We start from the raw sequence: 16,442 nt of genomic DNA, 5'->3' as shown, positions 1-16,442 counted from the left end.
CCGGCCGGCGGCGGGGGCGGGCGCGCCCGCCGGGCGACGGCCCGCCCGGTGAAGCAGCACCGGGCCGGCCAGGATGGCGAGGGCACACCAGGTGGAGACGAAGGCGAGGCGCCAGAGCAGAGCATCGACCACAGCACCCGCACCGGTGAGGAGACCGAGACGGCGGAGCAGCGGGTCGCCGCTCACCGGAAGGAGCCGATGGTGGCGAGAAGATAACCGGCCAGCAGAAGGGCCGGGTTCGGTACGCCGACCGCGTAGCCGAGCGTGTGGCCGCGCACGGTGGCCGTCACCGGGCGGGACACGACGGCCACGGCCAGCGGGACGGCGACCGCCGCACCGAGCAGGGTCAGTGTGGCGAGCATCCGTCGGCGCGGACCGCTGGTCGCGCACCACACGGCGGCGGAAACGAACACGGGCAGCAGCGGCAGGGCGACCACCGTCCAGGCGGTACCGGCCGCGCCGGCGAGGCCGTCCGGCCGCCCGCCCCCCGTACCGAGCCAGACCAGCGCCTCGATCAACTGGCGCAGGCCCAGCACCAGGGGAGCGCGGCGAGCGGAGGACGCTCGGGCCGGCCGGTCCGGTGGGCACGGACCAGGCACGCCACCCCGCGAGCGTGACCACCCCACCGGCCACGGCGTCCGCCCGCGCGCTCCAGCACAGCGCGGCCTAACCGCTGCTCCCGGGGCGGCCGCTCTCCGGGGGATCGCCGGTCGGCTTCTCCTCCGGCCCGCCCCGCACGTCTTTCCGGGCCTCGTCCTGTGCTTTCTCCCCCGCCGCTTCCTCTGCCTTCTCCTCCGGCTCCTCCGGCTCCTCCGGCAACGCCCCGATGCTCTCCAGGGTGTCGCCGGCGGTTCCGGGCATCGCCGGATGGCGGCCGATCACGATCACCCCGATCACGATCGCCAGCATCCCGGCCGCCTGCCAGGCCAGCGCGGCCGGGGTCACCCGCAACCGGTCGCCGAGGAAGCCCACCGCACAGGCGATCCCGGCCAGCGGCTGGGCGGCGGTCAGCGCCGGCAGGGACATCCGCAGCGGCGCGGCCTCGAAGGCGCTCTGCACCAGCAGCAGCCCGACCACCCCCGCCGCCACCACCGCGTACGGCTGCCAGCTGCGCAGCACCGCGGCCAGGCCCTCGTGGTCGAGGCGCTGGGTGGTGGTCCGGGTCAGCGCGTCCTGGAGGCCGTAGAGCAGTCCGGCGGCGAGCGCCAGCAGGGTCGCCTCCTCGAACAGCGGCAGCCGCCGGGCCATCGAGACCAGCAGCAGGACCAGCCCGACCACCGTTCCGACCACCAGCCAGTGCCGCAGCTCCCCGGCGAGCGGCCCACCGCCCGTCGGCTGCCCGGCCACGATGAAGGCCGTCACCCCGAGGGCCAGCAGCAGCACCCCGGCCCAGCCGGAGCGTCCCAGGGTCTGACGGGTCAACACCCGGGCCAACGCCATGGCGAAGATCAGATTGGTGGCCAGCAGCGGCTCGACCAGCGACACCTCGCCCTGGTTGAGGGCGAGTGCGGAGAGGATCAGCCCGCTGACCATGAACCCGGTGCCGACCAGCCACTGCGGCATCCGCATCAGGTCGAGCAGCAGCCGCCAGTGCAGCAGATCGGGCTGCGGGGCTCGCTGCGCCGCGTGCTGCTGGAGGACGAAGCCGAGCCCCAGACAGCAGGCCGCACTGAGAGCGAGGAGGAAGACCGCCACGGAGGGACCACCAGGTTGTCGCTGCCCGCGCCGCGCCGACGAGTCCGAGGGGTGGGTCGGGCGTCGCGGCCGCTCCCGTCAGCCTACCGCCGGGCGGGTGCCTGGGCCGGTCGCGCGACGACACGGCGCGCCGCGCGCCGGGCGCCCCCGGTAGCGCTTGCCGCCAGCGGCCAGGCAGGCGCACGCTGGTGAGAGCGGCCGCTGCGGGCCTCCGTCCGTGCCGGTCCGGACAGCGCGACGGGGGCCGCCGCCAGGAGGTGTGGCATGCACAACGAGTGGGACGTGGAGCTGAGCTTCGACGAAGACGGCGTGCACACGACGTGCGAGGCCAGGCTGACCGGCGCGAGGGCGCCCGGCCTGAGCGCGCACGGCGAGTCCACGAAGAGCGCGGACGACCGTCCGCTCGCCAGGATCGGCGAGGAGGTCGCGGCCTCCCGGGCCCTGGAGGAACTGGCCCACAAACTGCGGACCCAGGCCACCGGGGAGATCGACGACGAAGGGCACCGTCCGGGTTACCTGATCTACTGAGCTGGTCTACTGAGCCGATCTACTGGGCCCACCGTCGCCCGGGCGGCGGCCTACCGGCGTTGCCCGGGATCACTCAGGACGTCGTCCGGGTGGACGGGCCGTCCTCCACCCGAACTCACGGCTGGGCCCGGCCCGTCCGGCAGGAGCGAGCACGGTCGACCCGCCCTCGGCTACCCTCCCCCCTCGTGGACGATCACCCCGAACGCTCGACCCTGCGCGTCTTCATCGCACTGGCTCCGCCCGACGACGCCAAGGACGAGCTGGCCCGGGCCCTGCAACCCGCCTACGCCGGGTACCCGCGACTGCGGTGGAACCGGATCGAGGACTGGCACATCACCCTGGCCTTCCTCGGCGAACTGCCGTCCACGGCGGTGCCGCCGCTGCGATCGGCGCTGGCCGGTGCCGCCGCGTCGCACCCCGCCCTGAACCTGCGCCTGCGCGGCGGCGGCCACTTCGACCAGCGACTGCTGTGGAGCGGGATCGACGGAGACCTGGAGCAGCTGCACCTGCTCGCCGCCGACGTCCGGGACCTGGTCAGGTCCTGCGGGATCGAGTTCAGGGAGCGGCCGCTGCGCCCCCATCTGACGCTGGCACGCGCCCGCCGCGACGACGCCGTCAGCGTTCCGCTGGCCGCGGCCGGCCTCACCGGGTTCGTGGGCCGGCCGTGGTGGACCGAACGTCTCCACCTGGTCGGCAGCAACATCGGCCGCGGCCCCGGGCCGATCCGCTATCGCGACATCGATGCGTGGCGCTTCGGCACCAGCGTGGTCCAGGCGGGGAGCGACGGCGCTCTCACCGACTCGTAGCCGGCCGGTACCCGCGGATGGCGGGGAGCCGGCACCGGGCCGGAGATCCGTCCGGAATCCGTCGACGCCGGATCACGAACTCCTACCGGTACGGGCCTCCCACTGGTCGGGGGCCCGACGTCGTTGTCATCATCACGTGTGGCAGACACCATGTCAGGAGAGGACCGAGATGTCCCGGACGTTCGGACTGCCCCGCCTCAAGGCGGGGATGGTCGCCGTGGCGACCGTGGCGGCGCTGGGCGCCGCTGTGCCCGGTGCCCACGCGGCGGGCAACTGCACCCACTACGGGCAGGCCGGGTACGGGCAGGTGTTCACCGACTACAACTACTCGGGTGACTGCTGGGAGTTCAAGATCGGGACCTGGACGGTCTTCCCGGTCCTGGTCAACCACAAGGTCTCCTCGCTCAGGAGCTGGGCCGCCTACTCCGGGCAGGTCGTGCACCTGTCGGGCGACGGCATGACGTTCGACGCGGGCGCGGGTGAATGGTGGGCAAGCCTGCCCGACTGGTTCAACGACCGTGCCAAGGCCGCCTACTGACGCTCAGCCACCCGGCGAGCCGAGGGGCTTCCACACCTGCGGCACGGTGTGAGCCGGGCCCGGGGCCCGGGGCCCGGCCCGGGGCTCGGGTCTGGACCCGGATCAAGACCCGGGCCCGGCCCCGGGCCGAAAGCGGTCGAGCGCTACCGAGGCCGTGGGGCCCGTGGGGTCCATGGGGCAGGTGCGGACGGTAGCCCGGCTCCTGGACGGGGAACTGCTGGCCCGCGCCCGGCAGGGTGGGCGCCGGACAGTGCGCCACCTCGTACTCGGCCAGTTCGAGTTGCGCGGCGGTCGCGGGCGGCGCCGGGGCCCGGCGCACGCCGCGATGGAACTGGAAGGCCGAGGTCAGGTCCCCGAAGGTGCGGCGACGCCAGTCGGTGACGGTGGCCGACCGGACCCCGGTGAACCGCTCCAGGAACCGCAGCACCGAGGTGTGGACTGGCACTACTCCAACACCGACTACATCCTGCTCGGAATGCTCATCGAGAGGATCACCGGACGCAGTTGGCAGCAGGAGGTCGACCGCCGGATCGTCCGGCCCCTCGGCCTGCGCGAGACCACCATGCCGGAGGACGACCCCACCGTCCCCGGCCGCCACACCCGCGCCGGCCCCGCAACCGGGCCGGCGACGGGTGGTGACCGGCGCCGGTTCCGGTCGTTGCACACCGGGGGCCGCACCCGCCGTCCGGGGCGGCCAGGGAGTGGAGGTGCGCGCATCATGGGGTCGACGGAAGGCCTGCCGGAGGCCGCGGCGAACGGGCGGACGCGCCGCCAGTTCCTCGCCGGGGCCGCCGCGCTGGGCGGCGCCATGGCTGTCGGGCAAGCGGCCGGTGCCGCCGCGCTTCCGCGCGCCGCGGGCGCCGGCGCCCGCGGCGGCCCGGGGCGGAGCGTGGCGGTCCTGGGCGGCGGGGTGTCCGGGTTGAGCGCGGCGCACGAACTCGCCGAGCGCGGCTACCGGGTGACGGTGTACGAGTACCACGCAGCGCTCGGGGGCAAGGCCAGGAGCATGGACGTGCCGGGCAGTGCGGCCGGCGGCCGGCGGGCGCTGCCGGGGGAGCACGGCTTCCGGTTCTTCCCCGGCTTCTACCGCAACCTGCCGGACACCCTGCGCCGCATCCCCGTCCCCGGCAACCCCGGTGGCGTCCACGACAACCTGCGCGCCGCCACCCAGGCGCTGCTGGCCTTCGACGCCCCGCGCCCGGGCCTGCTGCTCCCGTTCCGGTCCCTCACCCGGCCGCTCGACCTGGGTGACCTGGCCCCGGACAGCCTGCGGCGGATCCTGGGCGGTGCGCTGGACGAGGTGCTGCACCTGCCCGCCGACGAGCTGGCCTACTTCGTGGACCGGCTCCTGGTCCACCTGACCAGCTGCGACCTGCGCCGCGAGCAGCAGTGGGAGCGGGTGCCGTGGTGGGACTTCATCGGGGCCGGGCGGATGTCCCACGACTACCAGCGCCTGCTCGGGGTCGGCCTGACCCGGGACCTGGTCGCGACCCGGGCCGAGCAGGCCAGCACCCGTACGGTGGCCCGCACCGTCGTCGAGGCCTTCCTGCTGAACGGCCTGCTCGGGCGCGGCGGCGACGGACAGCCCGACCGGGTGCTGAACGGCCCCACCAGCGAGGCCTGGATCGACCCGTGGGCAGCCCATCTCGCCTCGCTGGGCGTCGAGTTCCGTACCGGGACCGAGGTGCTGGAGGTGCTGTACGCCGAGGGCGGGATCGCCGGGGTGCGGGTGGCACCGGCCGGCGGCGGCGACCCCGAGACCGTACGGGCCGACCACTACCTCAGCGCGTTGCCGGTCGAGCACGCCCGCGCCACCTGGGGCCCGCAACTGCGCGCCGCCGATCCGCAGTTGGCGCGCTGCGACGCGATCGGCACGGACTGGATGACGGGCATCCAGTTCTACCTGCGCCGCCCGGTGAGGTCGGTGCACGGCCACGCCGTCTGCCTGGACTCCCCGTGGTCGCTCACCGCGGTCGGCCAGGCGCAGTTCTGGGACCGGGACTTCGCGGCCGCCTACGGCGACGGAACGGTGCGCGACTGCCTGTCGGTCTGCGTCTCGGAGTGGGACAGGCCCGGGATCCTCTACGGCCGCACGGCCAAGGAGTGCACCCGCGAGGAGGTGGCCCGCGAGGTCTGGGCGCAGTGCCGGCGGGCTTTCGACCGGCCCGGTGCCGGGTGGCCGGCCGACGCGGACGTGCACTCGTGGTTCCTCGACCCGGCCGTCACCGGTCTGGGCGGGCCGGCGCCGGCCAACCGCGAGCAACTGCTGGTCCACCCCGCCGGAACGCTCTACCGCCGGCCCTCCGCCACGACCGCGGTGGGCAACTTCTTCCTGGCCGGCGACTACGTCCGCACCGAGGTCGACCTGGCCACCATGGAGGGCGCCAACGAGTCCGCGCGCCGCGCCGTCAACGCCCTGCTGGACGCGGACGGTTCGACCGCCGAACGCTGCCGGGTCTGGGGCCTGTTCCGGCCCCCGGAGCTGGAACCGCTCAAGCTGGTCGACGAGGCCCGCTACCGCCTCGGCCTGCCGAACACCTTCGACCTCGGCTGACCCCGCCCGCCGGGCGGGGTCCCCTCGTCCTCATCCCTGGCCGTGCCAGGGGAAGCCGAAGAAGTTCTTGCCGGAGCTGAAGAGGCCCCAGGAGGTGCTGCCCACCCTCACCTCGCTCGGGCTGCGCTACGACACGGTGTCGAAGCGACTGCTCGTGCTCGCGCAGACGAAGTCCGCGAGCGTGGCGTTCGCCTCCCTGCCCGGCTGATCCGCGCCGGGCCCACCCCGGGGAAGTCCTCCTTCGGCGCGTCGTACGCCCGCCGCGCCTGCGGCCCCGGCCACCCCGGCCCGGTCCCCGACGCCGAACCCCTCGGGGTCCGCGCCGACCGCGAGCACGCGGCCGACCACCTCGTGCCCGGGGGTGCACCGGGCCGTCCTGGGGGAGAGGTCCCCCTCCGCGAGGTGGAGGTCGGTGCGGCACACCCCGCAGGCCTCCACCTCCACCAGGATCTCCCGCGGCCCGGGCGCCTCCAGCGGCCGCCGCTGCCACGCCAGTGGTCCCGGCCCGGGACCGCCGACCGGCCCCGGGCGGTCCACCACCCAGGCGTCGGTCTCCGTGGGGAGGGGTTCCGTCGTGCTCATCGCCGTCTCCTGCCACTCGTGCCACTCGTGCCCCCCGCGCCGCTCGGCCTGCGGGACCGGACGTCCGGGGGCTGTCCTCCCATTCCGTCGTCCGTCAGCCCCAGTACCCCGTGTGCACGGCGGAGGCCTCCTCGAAGAGGTGCGGGCCGGAGACCGCCACGGTGCTGCCGCCGGCGGCGAAGACCTGGCGGCAGGGCAGGTCGAGCACCGGTTCGTCCGGGTCCACCCCGGCGATGGCGTTCAGGTCGCTGGCGGAGAGCGCGTAGACGACCTGCCGGATGCCGCTCCAGTAGATCGCTCCGGCGCACATCGCGCAGGGCTCGGTGCTGCTGTACAGGACGGTCCCGTTGAGCAGGTGCGGGGCCAGGGTGCGGCAGGCCTGCCGGACCAGGTTGGTCTCCGCGTGGGCGGTGACGTCGTGGTCCGTCAGCACGGTGTTCTCGGCCGTGAGCAGGACGCCTCCGTCCAGGTCGGTCAGCAGCGCGCCGAAGGGGTGGTTGCCGTGGGCGCGGGCGGAGGCCGCGAGGTCGATGGCCGTGAGCAGGTGGGTGCGGGTGTGGTCGGTCACTGGCGGACTCCTCAGGGGCGGAAGTGGCGGAGCGAGTGGGGGCCGAACGCAGGACGCGGCCGGTCCGGGCTCACTGCGGGTGAGCGGGCACGGTGACGACCGGGCAGTGGGCGCGGCGGAGCAGGCCGTGGGGGACGGAGCCGAGGCGCATGCCGGTGAACCCGCCGTTGCCGCGCCGGCCGACGACCACGGCGAGGGCGTGCTCGCCGGCGCGGGCCAGCTCCTCGACCGGGTGGCCGTGCACGACCTCGTGGGTCACGGTCACGTCCGGGTGGTGCTCGTGGCGTCCCGCGGTGGACTCGAAGAGCAGGCGGTGCAGCAACTGCTCGGTGGCGGGCTCGTCCGGGCTGCCGGCCGGCGGGCGCTGCCAGACCCACAGGACGCGCAGTGCGGCCCGGCGCTCGTCCGCGTACGCGAAGGCGAAGTCGACGGCGGGTTCCGAGGACGGGCTGCCGTCCACGCCGAGCACCACGTACGGCGGGTCCTGGGTGGTGTGCTCGGGGTCGCGGACCACGACCACCGGGCAGTGCGCCTGGGCGCTGACCGGCACGGCCACCGAGTACGTGCTCAGCGCCTCCTCCACCCGGCTCAGCCGCCGGGAGCCGAGGACGACGAGCGAGGCCCGGCGGGACTCCCGACACAGCGCGGGCGCCGGGACGTCCTCGGCCACGACGGCGGTCACGGCCAGCCCGGGGTGGCGCTGCCGGGCGACGGCGGCGGCCCGGTCGAGCGCCCGGTCGGCCCGCTCGCGCAGGGCCTTGTGGTAGCGGCCCTCGTCGAACGGGCGGAACTCGCGGTACAGCGACGGCACGGCGTGCACCAGCCGCAGCGGCAGGCCCTTGCGGGCGGCCTCGTCGGCGGCCCAGGCGGCGGCCATCGAGCCGGTTTCGTGGGCGTCGACGCCGAGGACGACGGGAGCGCCGGGGTCGTCGGGGCTTTCGGAGGTCATGGTGGGACTCCTCGGTCGGTGAGGCGTTGCCGTCGGTGACTTTCGGTATCCGACTGACTCGGTACGGGGCCGAGCCCGTGGACCCGGCCGTTCGTACTTCCATGGCACCACCGAACGCCGACTTCGGCAGGGTCCGGCCGGTCCCGGCGCGGGGCCTGCGGTGCTACGCCGGGGACGTCCTGGCCGGTCAGGCGAGCGGCACGCGTGCCAGAGCCGCCCGCACGGTGGCCGCGAGGTCACCGACGTGGACGCCGAGGTCGCGGAGGTGCTGGGCTGTCTCCTGCACGGGCAGGTCGACACACCGGGCGACGCGGACGAGATGAGCGAGCAGCATCGGCGGGTCCTTCGGGCCGGGCATCACCAGACCGTCGGCCGTCAGCAGACGCAGGGCCGCTCCATGGGTGAGACCGGGCGGGAGGTCGTCGCGGGACACGCGCAGACCGTAGGAGCGCAGCCGGGCCGCCAGTTCCCGGGGACGTCGGCCCAGGTCCCTGGCGGCAAGGACCAGCAGGTAGAACGGGATCTCGTCGTCCGGGCTCAGCCAGTACCACCAGACGTCGTCGTCCGAGATGCTCTGGGCCATGTCCTCGTAGCGGAACAGTTCGCGATCGAGCTCGGTCGGGCGCGGTGGCAGGACCATGCCCGTTCGCACCCCGTACGCGGCCAGCCGGCTGGTCAGTGCCCGCAGGCTGAGCCCCAGATTCTCCGCCACCTCCATGAGCTGGTGGAAGGTCGGGGCACGGTCCGTTCGGAAGGGCGACCAGTCGACCTCCCACTCACCGGCCAGCAGGTCGAAGTCGTCCAGTGACTCCCGGCAGTTCGGCCGTGGCGGCAGGGTGAAGCCGAGGCGCTCGTACTCGGCCCGCACGTCGTCGGCGGACATGCCCGACCATTCCTGAGCGGACATCAGCTGCCAGGGCGGAAGTGGCCCGGCGGCACTCGCCCACGGCCACATCCCGTCGTGGTCCCGGCTGAGCCAGTCGACATACATCTCGTCCGGTCGCTCGGGAAACTCGAACGGCTCCACCGTCAGGCCATAGTGTTCGAGTCGACGCCGGACCTCCAGCGGGCTCAGTCCGGTCTGTAGAGCGGCCTGGGCCACGTGGCCGGGTGGTACGGGCCCGTCGTTCCAGATCGGGTTGCCCATGGCGACTTCGCCGTCCCGGTAGAGCAGTTGGAGATCCGTCTCGTCAGGGGCGCCTTCCGGCAGATCCTCGGGCACGACGGCTATGCCGTACGCTCGCAGCCGTGCCGCCGCTTGCGCCGCGCTCACTCCGAGCGTCGCGCCGACCTCCAGCAGGCCGCCGATCGATTCGAACGAGCGGCGGCGACCGTGCTGGTCATCGATCCAGCGCATGTCCGAACCGTCCCGGTCATTCGAGTCGGCAGTCTCGGCGACAACGAGGTCGTCCACTCCGAAGAGCCTCCGCCGTTCCGCTGGGCCGGCCGGACTACAGCCGAGGCGACGAGCGGCAGTGAACACGTCCGCCCGTCCGGTGTGGGCGAAACCCCGGTTTCCGGTGAGCACCTCCAGGTCCGACGGCCAAGCCCTGGCCACGTGGTGCGGGCCAGCCAGTTCCGGTACCAGTTCGACGAGCTGACGCAGCAGATCGGTGCTTCCGTGGGCGAGCATCCGCCAGAGCAGGATGTGGTCGGGTAGCGCGTGGAAGCCCGTGTCCGTCGGTCGTGGCGTGCGGCTGCTGGTTGTCAGGAGGCCTTCGTGGATCGCCTGGTCCAGTGGGAACCAACCGGCTGTGGCGAGATCCGTCGGTTGTCCGTGCTTACGGAAGCCGGCTCCGGACCCGTAGGCCGCCTCCGCCACCAGATCCGCTGTCCGCGGGCTGCTCTCGGCGACGTTCCGCAGCCACGTCGGGGTGAAGAACTTCGCTCCGCTCGCCACCAGGGCGGGTGCCGCGCCCGCCAGCAGTTCCTCGACGCGGGGGGACACGTCCTCGAGCACCGTGAGACGATCGGTGCTGAGCTGTCTCGGGGCGTGGTCCCCGCTCAGGTTCACCACGACACCCCGGTCGCCTGACAGCACCCCGACGCGCTCGTGCGGTTCGATCCGAAGGCCGTCCACCAGCAGTTGGCCGCCATCTTTGCACCAGATCACCTGCGCGCCCTCGGGGCTGTCGGTCCATTCCACCAGGCGGTCGCCCGCTCCGATACCCGACCGTCCGAACACCCCCGGCTTCCACTCCCTTCTCCGCCCGCCGTGCTGCGCCGCCGTCGGGAACTCGGCGATGCACAGCACCTTGGCGAGGGCGTTCAGCCCGGACCAGGAGCGGCGCCGCTCCCGCAGGTACAGCCGCACCCGGGTGCCGGGTTTACCGCTGCTCTCCTCCTTCTCGACGATCCGGAACAGGTGGTTGGGCCCGAGGATGTGCGCCTCCACCAGCGGTCCTGGCATGCCGTCGAGCCCCATGCGGCAGGACTCCACCCGGATCTCGTCCGCGAGCATGAAGTACGACAGGACGCCGATTCCGAACCGGCTGTTGGGGTGGAGCCGGACCGGGGGTTCGACGCGTTCCCACTGCGCCTGCTCCAGCAGGAAGTCGGGCTGCTCGGCGAAGCGGGCGCCGGCGTTGGAGAACACGCCGCGCAGCTCCGCCTCGCCCATGCCGATGCCGTCGTCGGTGCACTCCAAGTACTCGCGGCCGTCCTCGTCGACGCCTTGGACGAAGTCGATCCGGCCCTCGTACGGGTGGAAGGGCCGGCCGGAGCGCTCCAGGTACTGGGTTCTGGCCCTGCGGTAGCGGCAGGCGTCGAGGGCGTTCTGGTACAGCTCGCGTACGGCGAGGTCGCGGTCCTTGTAGAGCTGGGTGCCGGTCAGCAGGCCGCGCACCCGGCGGTCGTCGAGTCGGAACCGTGCGCCGCTGGTGAAGGTCCCCTCCGCCGGGACGACGCCGTCTGCGGAGATCCGCGTGGGCAGGGGCGGCATGGGCTGGGCGATCCGGTCGGGCACGGCGCGCCCGACTGCGAGGAGCAGCCCGTCCAGGCGCGCCGCGTGCTCGCGCAGGGCCTCCACGACGGCCTCGTGCTCGCAGACTGCCTTGAGGACCGGCAGCTCGGGGGAGCCGCCCCACGCCGTCGTGGCCAGGGTCCGCCGCAGCCCGTCGAGATCGACCGGGTTCGGGACCCCGATGTGCTCGACCACCGTGTCGGGGAGCACGGCGGGTTCGATCGCGGCGCCGTAGGCGACGGCCAGCAGCAGGCCGGCCCGCCGCTCGCGGATGCGCTGGCGGCCGGGGCCGGGCAGGAGTTCGTCGGCCTCCAGCTGGCCGAGGTGCTCGGGGTTGCAGATGTCGGCGCCGATCCGTAGGCCGGCGAGGAGCCTGGCCAGGCGCCGGATGCCCACTGCCTCGGTCAACGGACCGCTGTCCGCGGTGAGTTCGGCTTCGAGGGCGGCCAGGGCCGCCATGCCCTTGTCGTCCTGCGCGAGCCAGTGGCGGTACAGCCACCAGCCGGTCGCCGATGCTGCCTGCGGGCGCAGTTCGGCCCGGTTCACCAGCAGGTCGTGGCCGGTCAGGAAGGACTGGTAGCCGGCGCGCCATCCGGTCGCTCCGTGCCGTGGCCGCAGGTCGGTGGGGTCGGCCTCGAGTCGGGAGGCGGTGAGCAGGAGTTGGTGGGTCTGGTAGAGGTAGGGCAGCAGGACGAGCAGTCCGGCCTCGGCCGGGTAGAGGTCGAGCGCGCCGTCGGGCTCACCGAGCAGCCACTCCACGCGGTCCGCGAACCGCGTCGCGAACCCGGGGTCGGCCCAGGGGTCCCCGGCGGTGTGCTGCTCGGCGCCGTCCCGGACGGTGGCCAGCCGTTCGGCCAGCCGGGCGGCGTGTCGCCGGTGGGGCTCGGTGTCGCGCTGCGCCGCGTGGGCCCAGATTCCGGAGTCCAGGACGGCGCGGACCCACGGGTCGCTCGGCGGGGCGGGGGCGGCCGGGGCGGGGGCTGTCCGGACCGTCATCGAGCCGACCTGGATGACCGTCTTCTGGGTTCCCCCGTCGATGGTGTTCGTGACGTTGTACCGATCCACCCGCTGTCCCTCCCCGGTCACCGCGTGGGGACAGCTTAGGTGGACGGGGCGGGCGGCTGTCGTACGGGAGGACAGCGGCTCGTGTCGGCCCCGGAGGACCACCGGGAGCGCGGGCGGCTCAGCGGAGGAAGTAGTCGGGGGTTCGGACGGACAGCGTCGACGCCAGCTTGCGCAGATCGGCTTCGGTGTTCTCCTTTCCGTCCGCCGACATGACGATCAGGTAGTCGTCGCGGCGGACGAAGTAGAAGACGACATAGGGATTGGCCCTGCGCCAGGCGTCGGGCGAGACCTGTTCGCAGCCTTCGGCTCCGACCGTGCTGCCGAGGCTCGTCGCATCGCAGACGGGTGGCCTGAAGGCGGGCGTCAAGGGCTCCACGGTCACCCGGATGGCCCAGCGGTTCAGGTCGTCGGGGTCGACGCCCTGACGGTCGGGCAGCAGGAGGAAGCCGAACCACGAGCCGGGCTTGCTGGTCAGCGGAGTCCGCAGGCGGTAGCCGGCGACATCGGGTGCGTACAACGGGACGCCCACGTCGGTGAGTTCGTTCCGGGCGCGGTCGTCCGTGCGGTGGTCCCCGACGAGCGCCGAGAGCGGCCAGAGCAGGGCGAGGACGACCAACAGCACGGCCCAGCGCCGCCACAGGAGCGGCCCGGGCACGGTCAGGGCGGCCGCGATCGCGAACAGCGCCGCGTCGGCGAGTGGCAGCAACCCGTCCGGCAGGCTCCAGGCCCCGGCCCGGGCCTCGAGCTCGAACTGCAGCCAGGAGAGGACGACGGCCGCGGCGGCCACCCGCCAGGCCGGCCGGACGCCCGCCAGCCGCAGCGCCAGCCAGCTCGTCAGGAAGACGAGGAGGGCGGCCGCCGGGGCGAGCAGCAGCGCCCACCCCAGGCAGCTCCACCCCTGCTGCGGATCGCACGGGAGGAGGCGCTGCCACGGCAGTGCGGTGAGCAGGAGCGCCACCGCGCCGAGCCCGGCCCCCACCAGCGCCGACCTGGCCGTCCGGGATCCCACGACCGCCCGCCAGCAGGCGATTCCGTCGATCCGCCGCGACGTCCCCCAGGGCATGCCCACGCTCCCGCCGTCCCCTCCGCGATCTCGTTCCGGCGGCCGATTCTGTCGCACGGCCGCGGGGATGGCCTGAGTACGTGTACTCAGGTCCGGCGGCCCACGGCGGCCCGCGGCGGCCCACGGCGGCCGATGGCGGCCTGGCGGCCGTTAATCGGAGTGGGCTTCGCGGTCCGGCCGGTTAGGCTGGCGGGCAGTTCTCGGGGAGGAAACGATCGATGACCGTGCTCTCGCTGCTGCCCGTCAGCACCGAACGGCTCCTGCTGCGTCCGTTCACGCCGGATGACCTCGACGACCTGCACGCCTTCCAGGGCCTGCCCGAGGTCGCCCGCTACCTCTACCGGCCGCCGCTCACCCGTGAACAGTGCGTGCAGAGCCTGACGCGGCGGGCGGCCGGCACCGCGTGGTCCGAGGACGGCGACGACCTGGTGGTCGCCGTCTGCCCGGCCGGCGAGGCGAAGGTCGTCGGTGAGGTCGTGCTGAAGCTCGCGAGCGCGTCGGCGCGCCAGGTCGAGATCGGCTGGTCCTTCAACCCGGCGTACGGCGGCCGGGGTTACGCGACGGAGGCGGCGCGCGCGGTGGCCGCGCTGGCCTTCGCCGAGCTGGGTGCCCACCGGATCTTCGCCCGTCTCGACGTGCTCAACACCGGGTCGATGAGGGTCTGTGAGCGCCTCGGCATGCGCAGGGAGGCGCACCTCGTCGAGAACGACCTCGACGGCGAGCGCTGGGGCAGCGAGTACGTCTACGCGACGCTCGCCCGGGAGTGGAAGACCGAGAGGGCCTGACCGGCGGACGTCGAACCGGGGGAGCGGCGCTCCCGCGGCGTCCTCAGGGGGCCACCGTCACCGTGATGGTCTCGGGGTTCCCGTTGTTGCCCTCGTAGACCGTGTCACCGCTGTAGCCGGCCGTGACGACGTGCGCGCCGGTGGTCCGGACGACGCCCCGTGGCGGCGCAGTTCCCGACGTCGAGGACCGGGCGGCCCGTGGCCAGGGTGGTGCCGGTCGTGGTGTCGGCTACCCCAGGTTCTCCGCGACGTGGACGAGTTCCTCGTCCGAGAGGCGTGGCGGGCCGCCGGTGGTGACCACGAAGGTGTACGTCCCGTCCGACCACGTCACCGAACGGGGCCCGCCGTTGGGGTCCGCCGGTGTGATGGTCGCGGGGTGGCCCTTGACGCTGGTGGCCCGGCCGGCCGGTGGTGCGCTGCCGCGGAGGGTCTGGCTGATGATCAGGGACCCCCGTTCCGGACCGGTTCCGAGTCGGTATCCGCCGGCCCAGGCCGGGGTGTCGGTCGGGAGCGGGGCCAGGCCGGGCAGGTGGACCATCCTGTCCGCGGGGTAGGGGTAGTAGTTCTCCGGCAGGAACGCGGGCCGCCGGAGGTCGCGCTCGTCGAAGTGGACGGCGGGCTTGCCGGTGGCGTCGTTCAGGGCCCTGGTTCCGAGCGGTTCGTTCAGGTGGGCCGTGATCCGTCCGAGGCCGCCCAGGTCGCAGCCCCTCGGGTCGACCGTGTGTCGCAGGGAGAGTTTCACCGCGCCGGCGGTCTCGCGGGCCACGAGCTCGGGTTGTTTCTCGCAGCCCCAGCCGATGTCGAGCGTCAGGGTGCGGCCGTCGGAGCTGACCAGCAGCGGGTGGCCGGCCACCGGGCCTTCGCGGACCTCGGTGCCGGGGCCCCGGTTCAGCCAGGCGTTGATCGCGAAGCCGCCACCGAGAACGGCTACGGCCGCTGCGGCGGTCAAGCGATTCCGTCGTCCGCGCTTCGACAATCGGACGGTGCGTTCCGTCACAGGCCCTCCCCGGTGGTCGCGGCCATGCTCGTGGCGCGGCGGGTGTGAAGTCAAAGAACGAGGCGGCCGGCGGCGATCAGGCGGCGGGCGGTCTCGCGGCCAAGTCCCTTGTCGGCGCCGGTGATCAGGGTTGTCGCCATGGAGTTCAGCGTCTCCCGGATCAGCGCGGTCTGCCAGTGCTTTTCGGCACATGGGGCGCTGGTGGCGGCGGCCGTTCGGCCCCCTGTCGATCGACGGGGGCGCCGCCCCCGTCGATCGGCGGTATCGATGCGTCATGTGCGAGTGGAACGATCTGAGCGGTCATCAGTTGCGGGACGGCCGAGCCGCCCTCGGCCTTCACCGGCGGGGCGGCCGGCTTCCCGGGGGAGAACCGCAGGAACCGGGGGGACCACGCGGCATCCGGCGGTTCGCTGAGGCCGGGCCCTGCCGCCCTACCGTCCTGCCGCCCTACCGTCCTTCGTCCCGCCCGCTGTGCAGGGCGGCGCCGTAGGCGAGCAGGATGCTCAGCGCCGCGTAGTCCGAGCCGGGGCGGCGGACGGGCACGAACACCTCCAGTCGGTCCCCGTTGGTGCGGTAGCCCTTCTTCGTCGCGCGCGCCGACAGGGCCCGGCTGCCGACGTGCGCGGACAGCCCCTGTACGTCGAGCTGGACGCCGCTGCTCGGGTTCGCGGAGACGAGGGTGATCCGGGACCAGGCGACCGGCCCGGTGAAGGGGGCGAGCGTCATCCCCTCGGCGGTGAAGGTCAGGGCGCCCCAGCGGAACGAGCCGCCCGCGCCGAGCTCGTCCACGAGGCGTTGCGCACGGGCCTCGGCGACGGCCTGCGACGCGGTCGCCACGAAACGTTCGCCGGTGGTGGGGTGCGGCCTCGAGATCATCCTCCAGAAGCCGCACTCCTCGCGGACCTTGATGTAGTCCAGGCCCCTGATTCGGATCCGGCCGCCCGTGTACGGCCGGATCACGGTCTTGAGCACGTCGTGCGAGTGCGCGAAGTTGATGTGGACGGACACCCGGGTCGACTCGACGGACGCGATCTCCTGCCACGCGTACCGCAGCGTGCGGCGCCCCGGCCGGCGCAGCTCGAAGCCGTGCTCGTACTCCCGGATCCGGATCCTGGCGTGCCGCACGCACAGGGCGAGGGACAGCACGTCCGCCACGACCACCGCCCAGAACGCGAGGCGGAACGAGGAGTCCTCGTCGTAGTACTTGCCGACGAGGGTGCACAGCACGACGAAGACGATGAGGAGCACGAAGAACGCGCTCAGGGGCCTGCGCGCGTAGCCCCCCTGGTAGGTCCACACCCGCTGCCCCAGCCGCCCGGTCCGCTCCGACCCCGCTGCCGCGCCTGCCGA

General features: G+C 73.5%; 12 protein-coding genes and 4 pseudogenes. 5 read left to right on the top strand and 11 right to left on the bottom strand.

Annotated features, from left to right (window positions below; all coding sequences use genetic code 11):
• Nucleotides 1-75: 75 nt before the first annotated feature.
• Nucleotides 76-536, bottom strand: a pseudogene (locus ACWDBE_RS23025) (DUF6629 family protein); the annotation flags it as partial.
• Nucleotides 537-843: 307 nt separating this feature from the next.
• Nucleotides 844-1,695 (bottom strand): annotated as a pseudogene (locus ACWDBE_RS23020) (DMT family transporter); the annotation flags it as partial.
• Nucleotides 1,696-1,959: 264 nt separating this feature from the next.
• On the opposite strand from ACWDBE_RS23020, the gene ACWDBE_RS23015 reads away from it, so the two are divergent.
• From ACWDBE_RS23015 to ACWDBE_RS23005, 3 genes are all read left to right on the top strand, one after another.
• Entirely contained in the window at nucleotides 1,960-2,223 is a 264-nt protein-coding gene (locus tag ACWDBE_RS23015) for a dsRBD fold-containing protein (RefSeq protein ID WP_449793223.1), read from the top strand.
• 185 nt (nucleotides 2,224-2,408) lie between these two features.
• Nucleotides 2,409-3,029, top strand: coding sequence for an RNA 2',3'-cyclic phosphodiesterase (gene thpR / locus ACWDBE_RS23010; protein ID WP_449808915.1), 621 nt, complete (start codon nucleotides 2,409-2,411; stop codon nucleotides 3,027-3,029).
• A gap of 169 nt (nucleotides 3,030-3,198) precedes the next feature.
• The gene (locus ACWDBE_RS23005) at nucleotides 3,199-3,567 is read left to right on the top strand and encodes a hypothetical protein (protein ID WP_449808914.1); all 369 of its coding nucleotides are present in this window, start codon (nucleotides 3,199-3,201) and stop codon (nucleotides 3,565-3,567) included.
• A gap of 178 nt (nucleotides 3,568-3,745) precedes the next feature.
• Here ACWDBE_RS23005 and ACWDBE_RS23000 read toward each other — a convergent pair.
• Nucleotides 3,746-4,003: pseudogene (locus ACWDBE_RS23000) on the bottom strand (phospholipase); the annotation flags it as partial.
• On the opposite strand from ACWDBE_RS23000, the gene ACWDBE_RS22995 reads away from it, so the two are divergent.
• Nucleotides 4,001-6,121, top strand: coding sequence for an FAD-dependent oxidoreductase (locus tag ACWDBE_RS22995; RefSeq protein ID WP_449808913.1), 2,121 nt, complete (start codon nucleotides 4,001-4,003; stop codon nucleotides 6,119-6,121). The pseudogene ACWDBE_RS23000 and the gene ACWDBE_RS22995 sit on opposite strands and share 3 nt — an antisense overlap.
• 126 nt (nucleotides 6,122-6,247) lie before the next feature.
• Here ACWDBE_RS22995 and ACWDBE_RS22990 read toward each other — a convergent pair whose 3' ends face one another.
• The 5 genes from ACWDBE_RS22990 to ACWDBE_RS22970 all read right to left on the bottom strand — a co-directional run bounded on the left by ACWDBE_RS22990 (nucleotide 6,248) and on the right by ACWDBE_RS22970 (nucleotide 13,310).
• Entirely contained in the window at nucleotides 6,248-6,703 is a 456-nt protein-coding gene (locus ACWDBE_RS22990; RefSeq protein ID WP_449808912.1) for an alcohol dehydrogenase catalytic domain-containing protein, read from the bottom strand.
• 94 nt (nucleotides 6,704-6,797) lie between these two features.
• Nucleotides 6,798-7,271, bottom strand: coding sequence for a nucleoside deaminase (locus tag ACWDBE_RS22985; RefSeq protein ID WP_449793218.1), 474 nt, complete (start codon nucleotides 7,269-7,271; stop codon nucleotides 6,798-6,800).
• A 70-nt stretch (nucleotides 7,272-7,341) separates the two neighbouring features.
• Complete coding sequence (locus ACWDBE_RS22980) at nucleotides 7,342-8,220, bottom strand: universal stress protein (protein WP_449793217.1); 879 nt, start codon at nucleotides 8,218-8,220, stop codon at nucleotides 7,342-7,344.
• A gap of 187 nt (nucleotides 8,221-8,407) precedes the next feature.
• A complete protein-coding gene (locus ACWDBE_RS22975; RefSeq protein ID WP_449808911.1) occupies nucleotides 8,408-12,247 on the bottom strand; it encodes a wHTH domain-containing protein in 3,840 nt (1,279 codons plus the stop codon).
• Between the two features lie 118 nt (nucleotides 12,248-12,365).
• Nucleotides 12,366-13,310, bottom strand: a complete 945-nt coding sequence (locus ACWDBE_RS22970) for a hypothetical protein (protein ID WP_449808910.1) — start codon at nucleotides 13,308-13,310, stop codon at nucleotides 12,366-12,368.
• A gap of 218 nt (nucleotides 13,311-13,528) precedes the next feature.
• Between ACWDBE_RS22970 and ACWDBE_RS22965 the strand changes: the two genes are divergently transcribed.
• Nucleotides 13,529-14,095 carry a GNAT family N-acetyltransferase gene (locus ACWDBE_RS22965; protein WP_449808909.1) on the top strand — a complete coding sequence of 189 codons (567 nt, stop codon included), beginning with the start codon at nucleotides 13,529-13,531 and terminating at the stop codon, nucleotides 14,093-14,095.
• A 229-nt stretch (nucleotides 14,096-14,324) separates the two neighbouring features.
• Here ACWDBE_RS22965 and ACWDBE_RS22960 read toward each other — a convergent pair whose 3' ends face one another.
• The 3 genes and pseudogenes from ACWDBE_RS22960 to ACWDBE_RS22950 all read right to left on the bottom strand — a co-directional run bounded on the left by ACWDBE_RS22960 (nucleotide 14,325) and on the right by ACWDBE_RS22950 (nucleotide 16,391).
• Nucleotides 14,325-15,044 carry a hypothetical protein gene (locus ACWDBE_RS22960; protein ID WP_449808908.1) on the bottom strand — a complete coding sequence of 240 codons (720 nt, stop codon included), beginning with the start codon at nucleotides 15,042-15,044 and terminating at the stop codon, nucleotides 14,325-14,327.
• A gap of 104 nt (nucleotides 15,045-15,148) precedes the next feature.
• A pseudogene (locus tag ACWDBE_RS22955) lies at nucleotides 15,149-15,232 on the bottom strand (short-chain dehydrogenase); the annotation flags it as partial.
• A 307-nt stretch (nucleotides 15,233-15,539) separates the two neighbouring features.
• Nucleotides 15,540-16,391, bottom strand: a complete 852-nt coding sequence (locus tag ACWDBE_RS22950) for a hypothetical protein (RefSeq protein ID WP_449808907.1) — start codon at nucleotides 16,389-16,391, stop codon at nucleotides 15,540-15,542.
• Nucleotides 16,392-16,442: the final 51 nt, after the last annotated feature.

It is taken from the genome of Kitasatospora sp. NPDC001132, assembly GCF_053598415.1.
Note: the sequence above shows the minus strand (reverse complement) of the source record. Positions and strands in the feature narration are given on the sequence as shown.

Coding starts and splice junctions, on each gene's coding strand:
- ACWDBE_RS23015 (WP_449793223.1), top strand. CDS start 1,960: ATGCACAACGAGTGGGACGTGGAGCTGAGCTTCGACGAAGACGGCGTG.
- ACWDBE_RS22980 (WP_449793217.1), bottom strand. CDS start 8,220: ATGACCTCCGAAAGCCCCGACGACCCCGGCGCTCCCGTCGTCCTCGGC.
- ACWDBE_RS23005 (WP_449808914.1), top strand. CDS start 3,199: ATGTCCCGGACGTTCGGACTGCCCCGCCTCAAGGCGGGGATGGTCGCC.
- ACWDBE_RS22965 (WP_449808909.1), top strand. CDS start 13,529: ATGACCGTGCTCTCGCTGCTGCCCGTCAGCACCGAACGGCTCCTGCTG.
- ACWDBE_RS22970 (WP_449808910.1), bottom strand. CDS start 13,310: ATGCCCTGGGGGACGTCGCGGCGGATCGACGGAATCGCCTGCTGGCGG.
- ACWDBE_RS22990 (WP_449808912.1), bottom strand. CDS start 6,703: ATGAGCACGACGGAACCCCTCCCCACGGAGACCGACGCCTGGGTGGTG.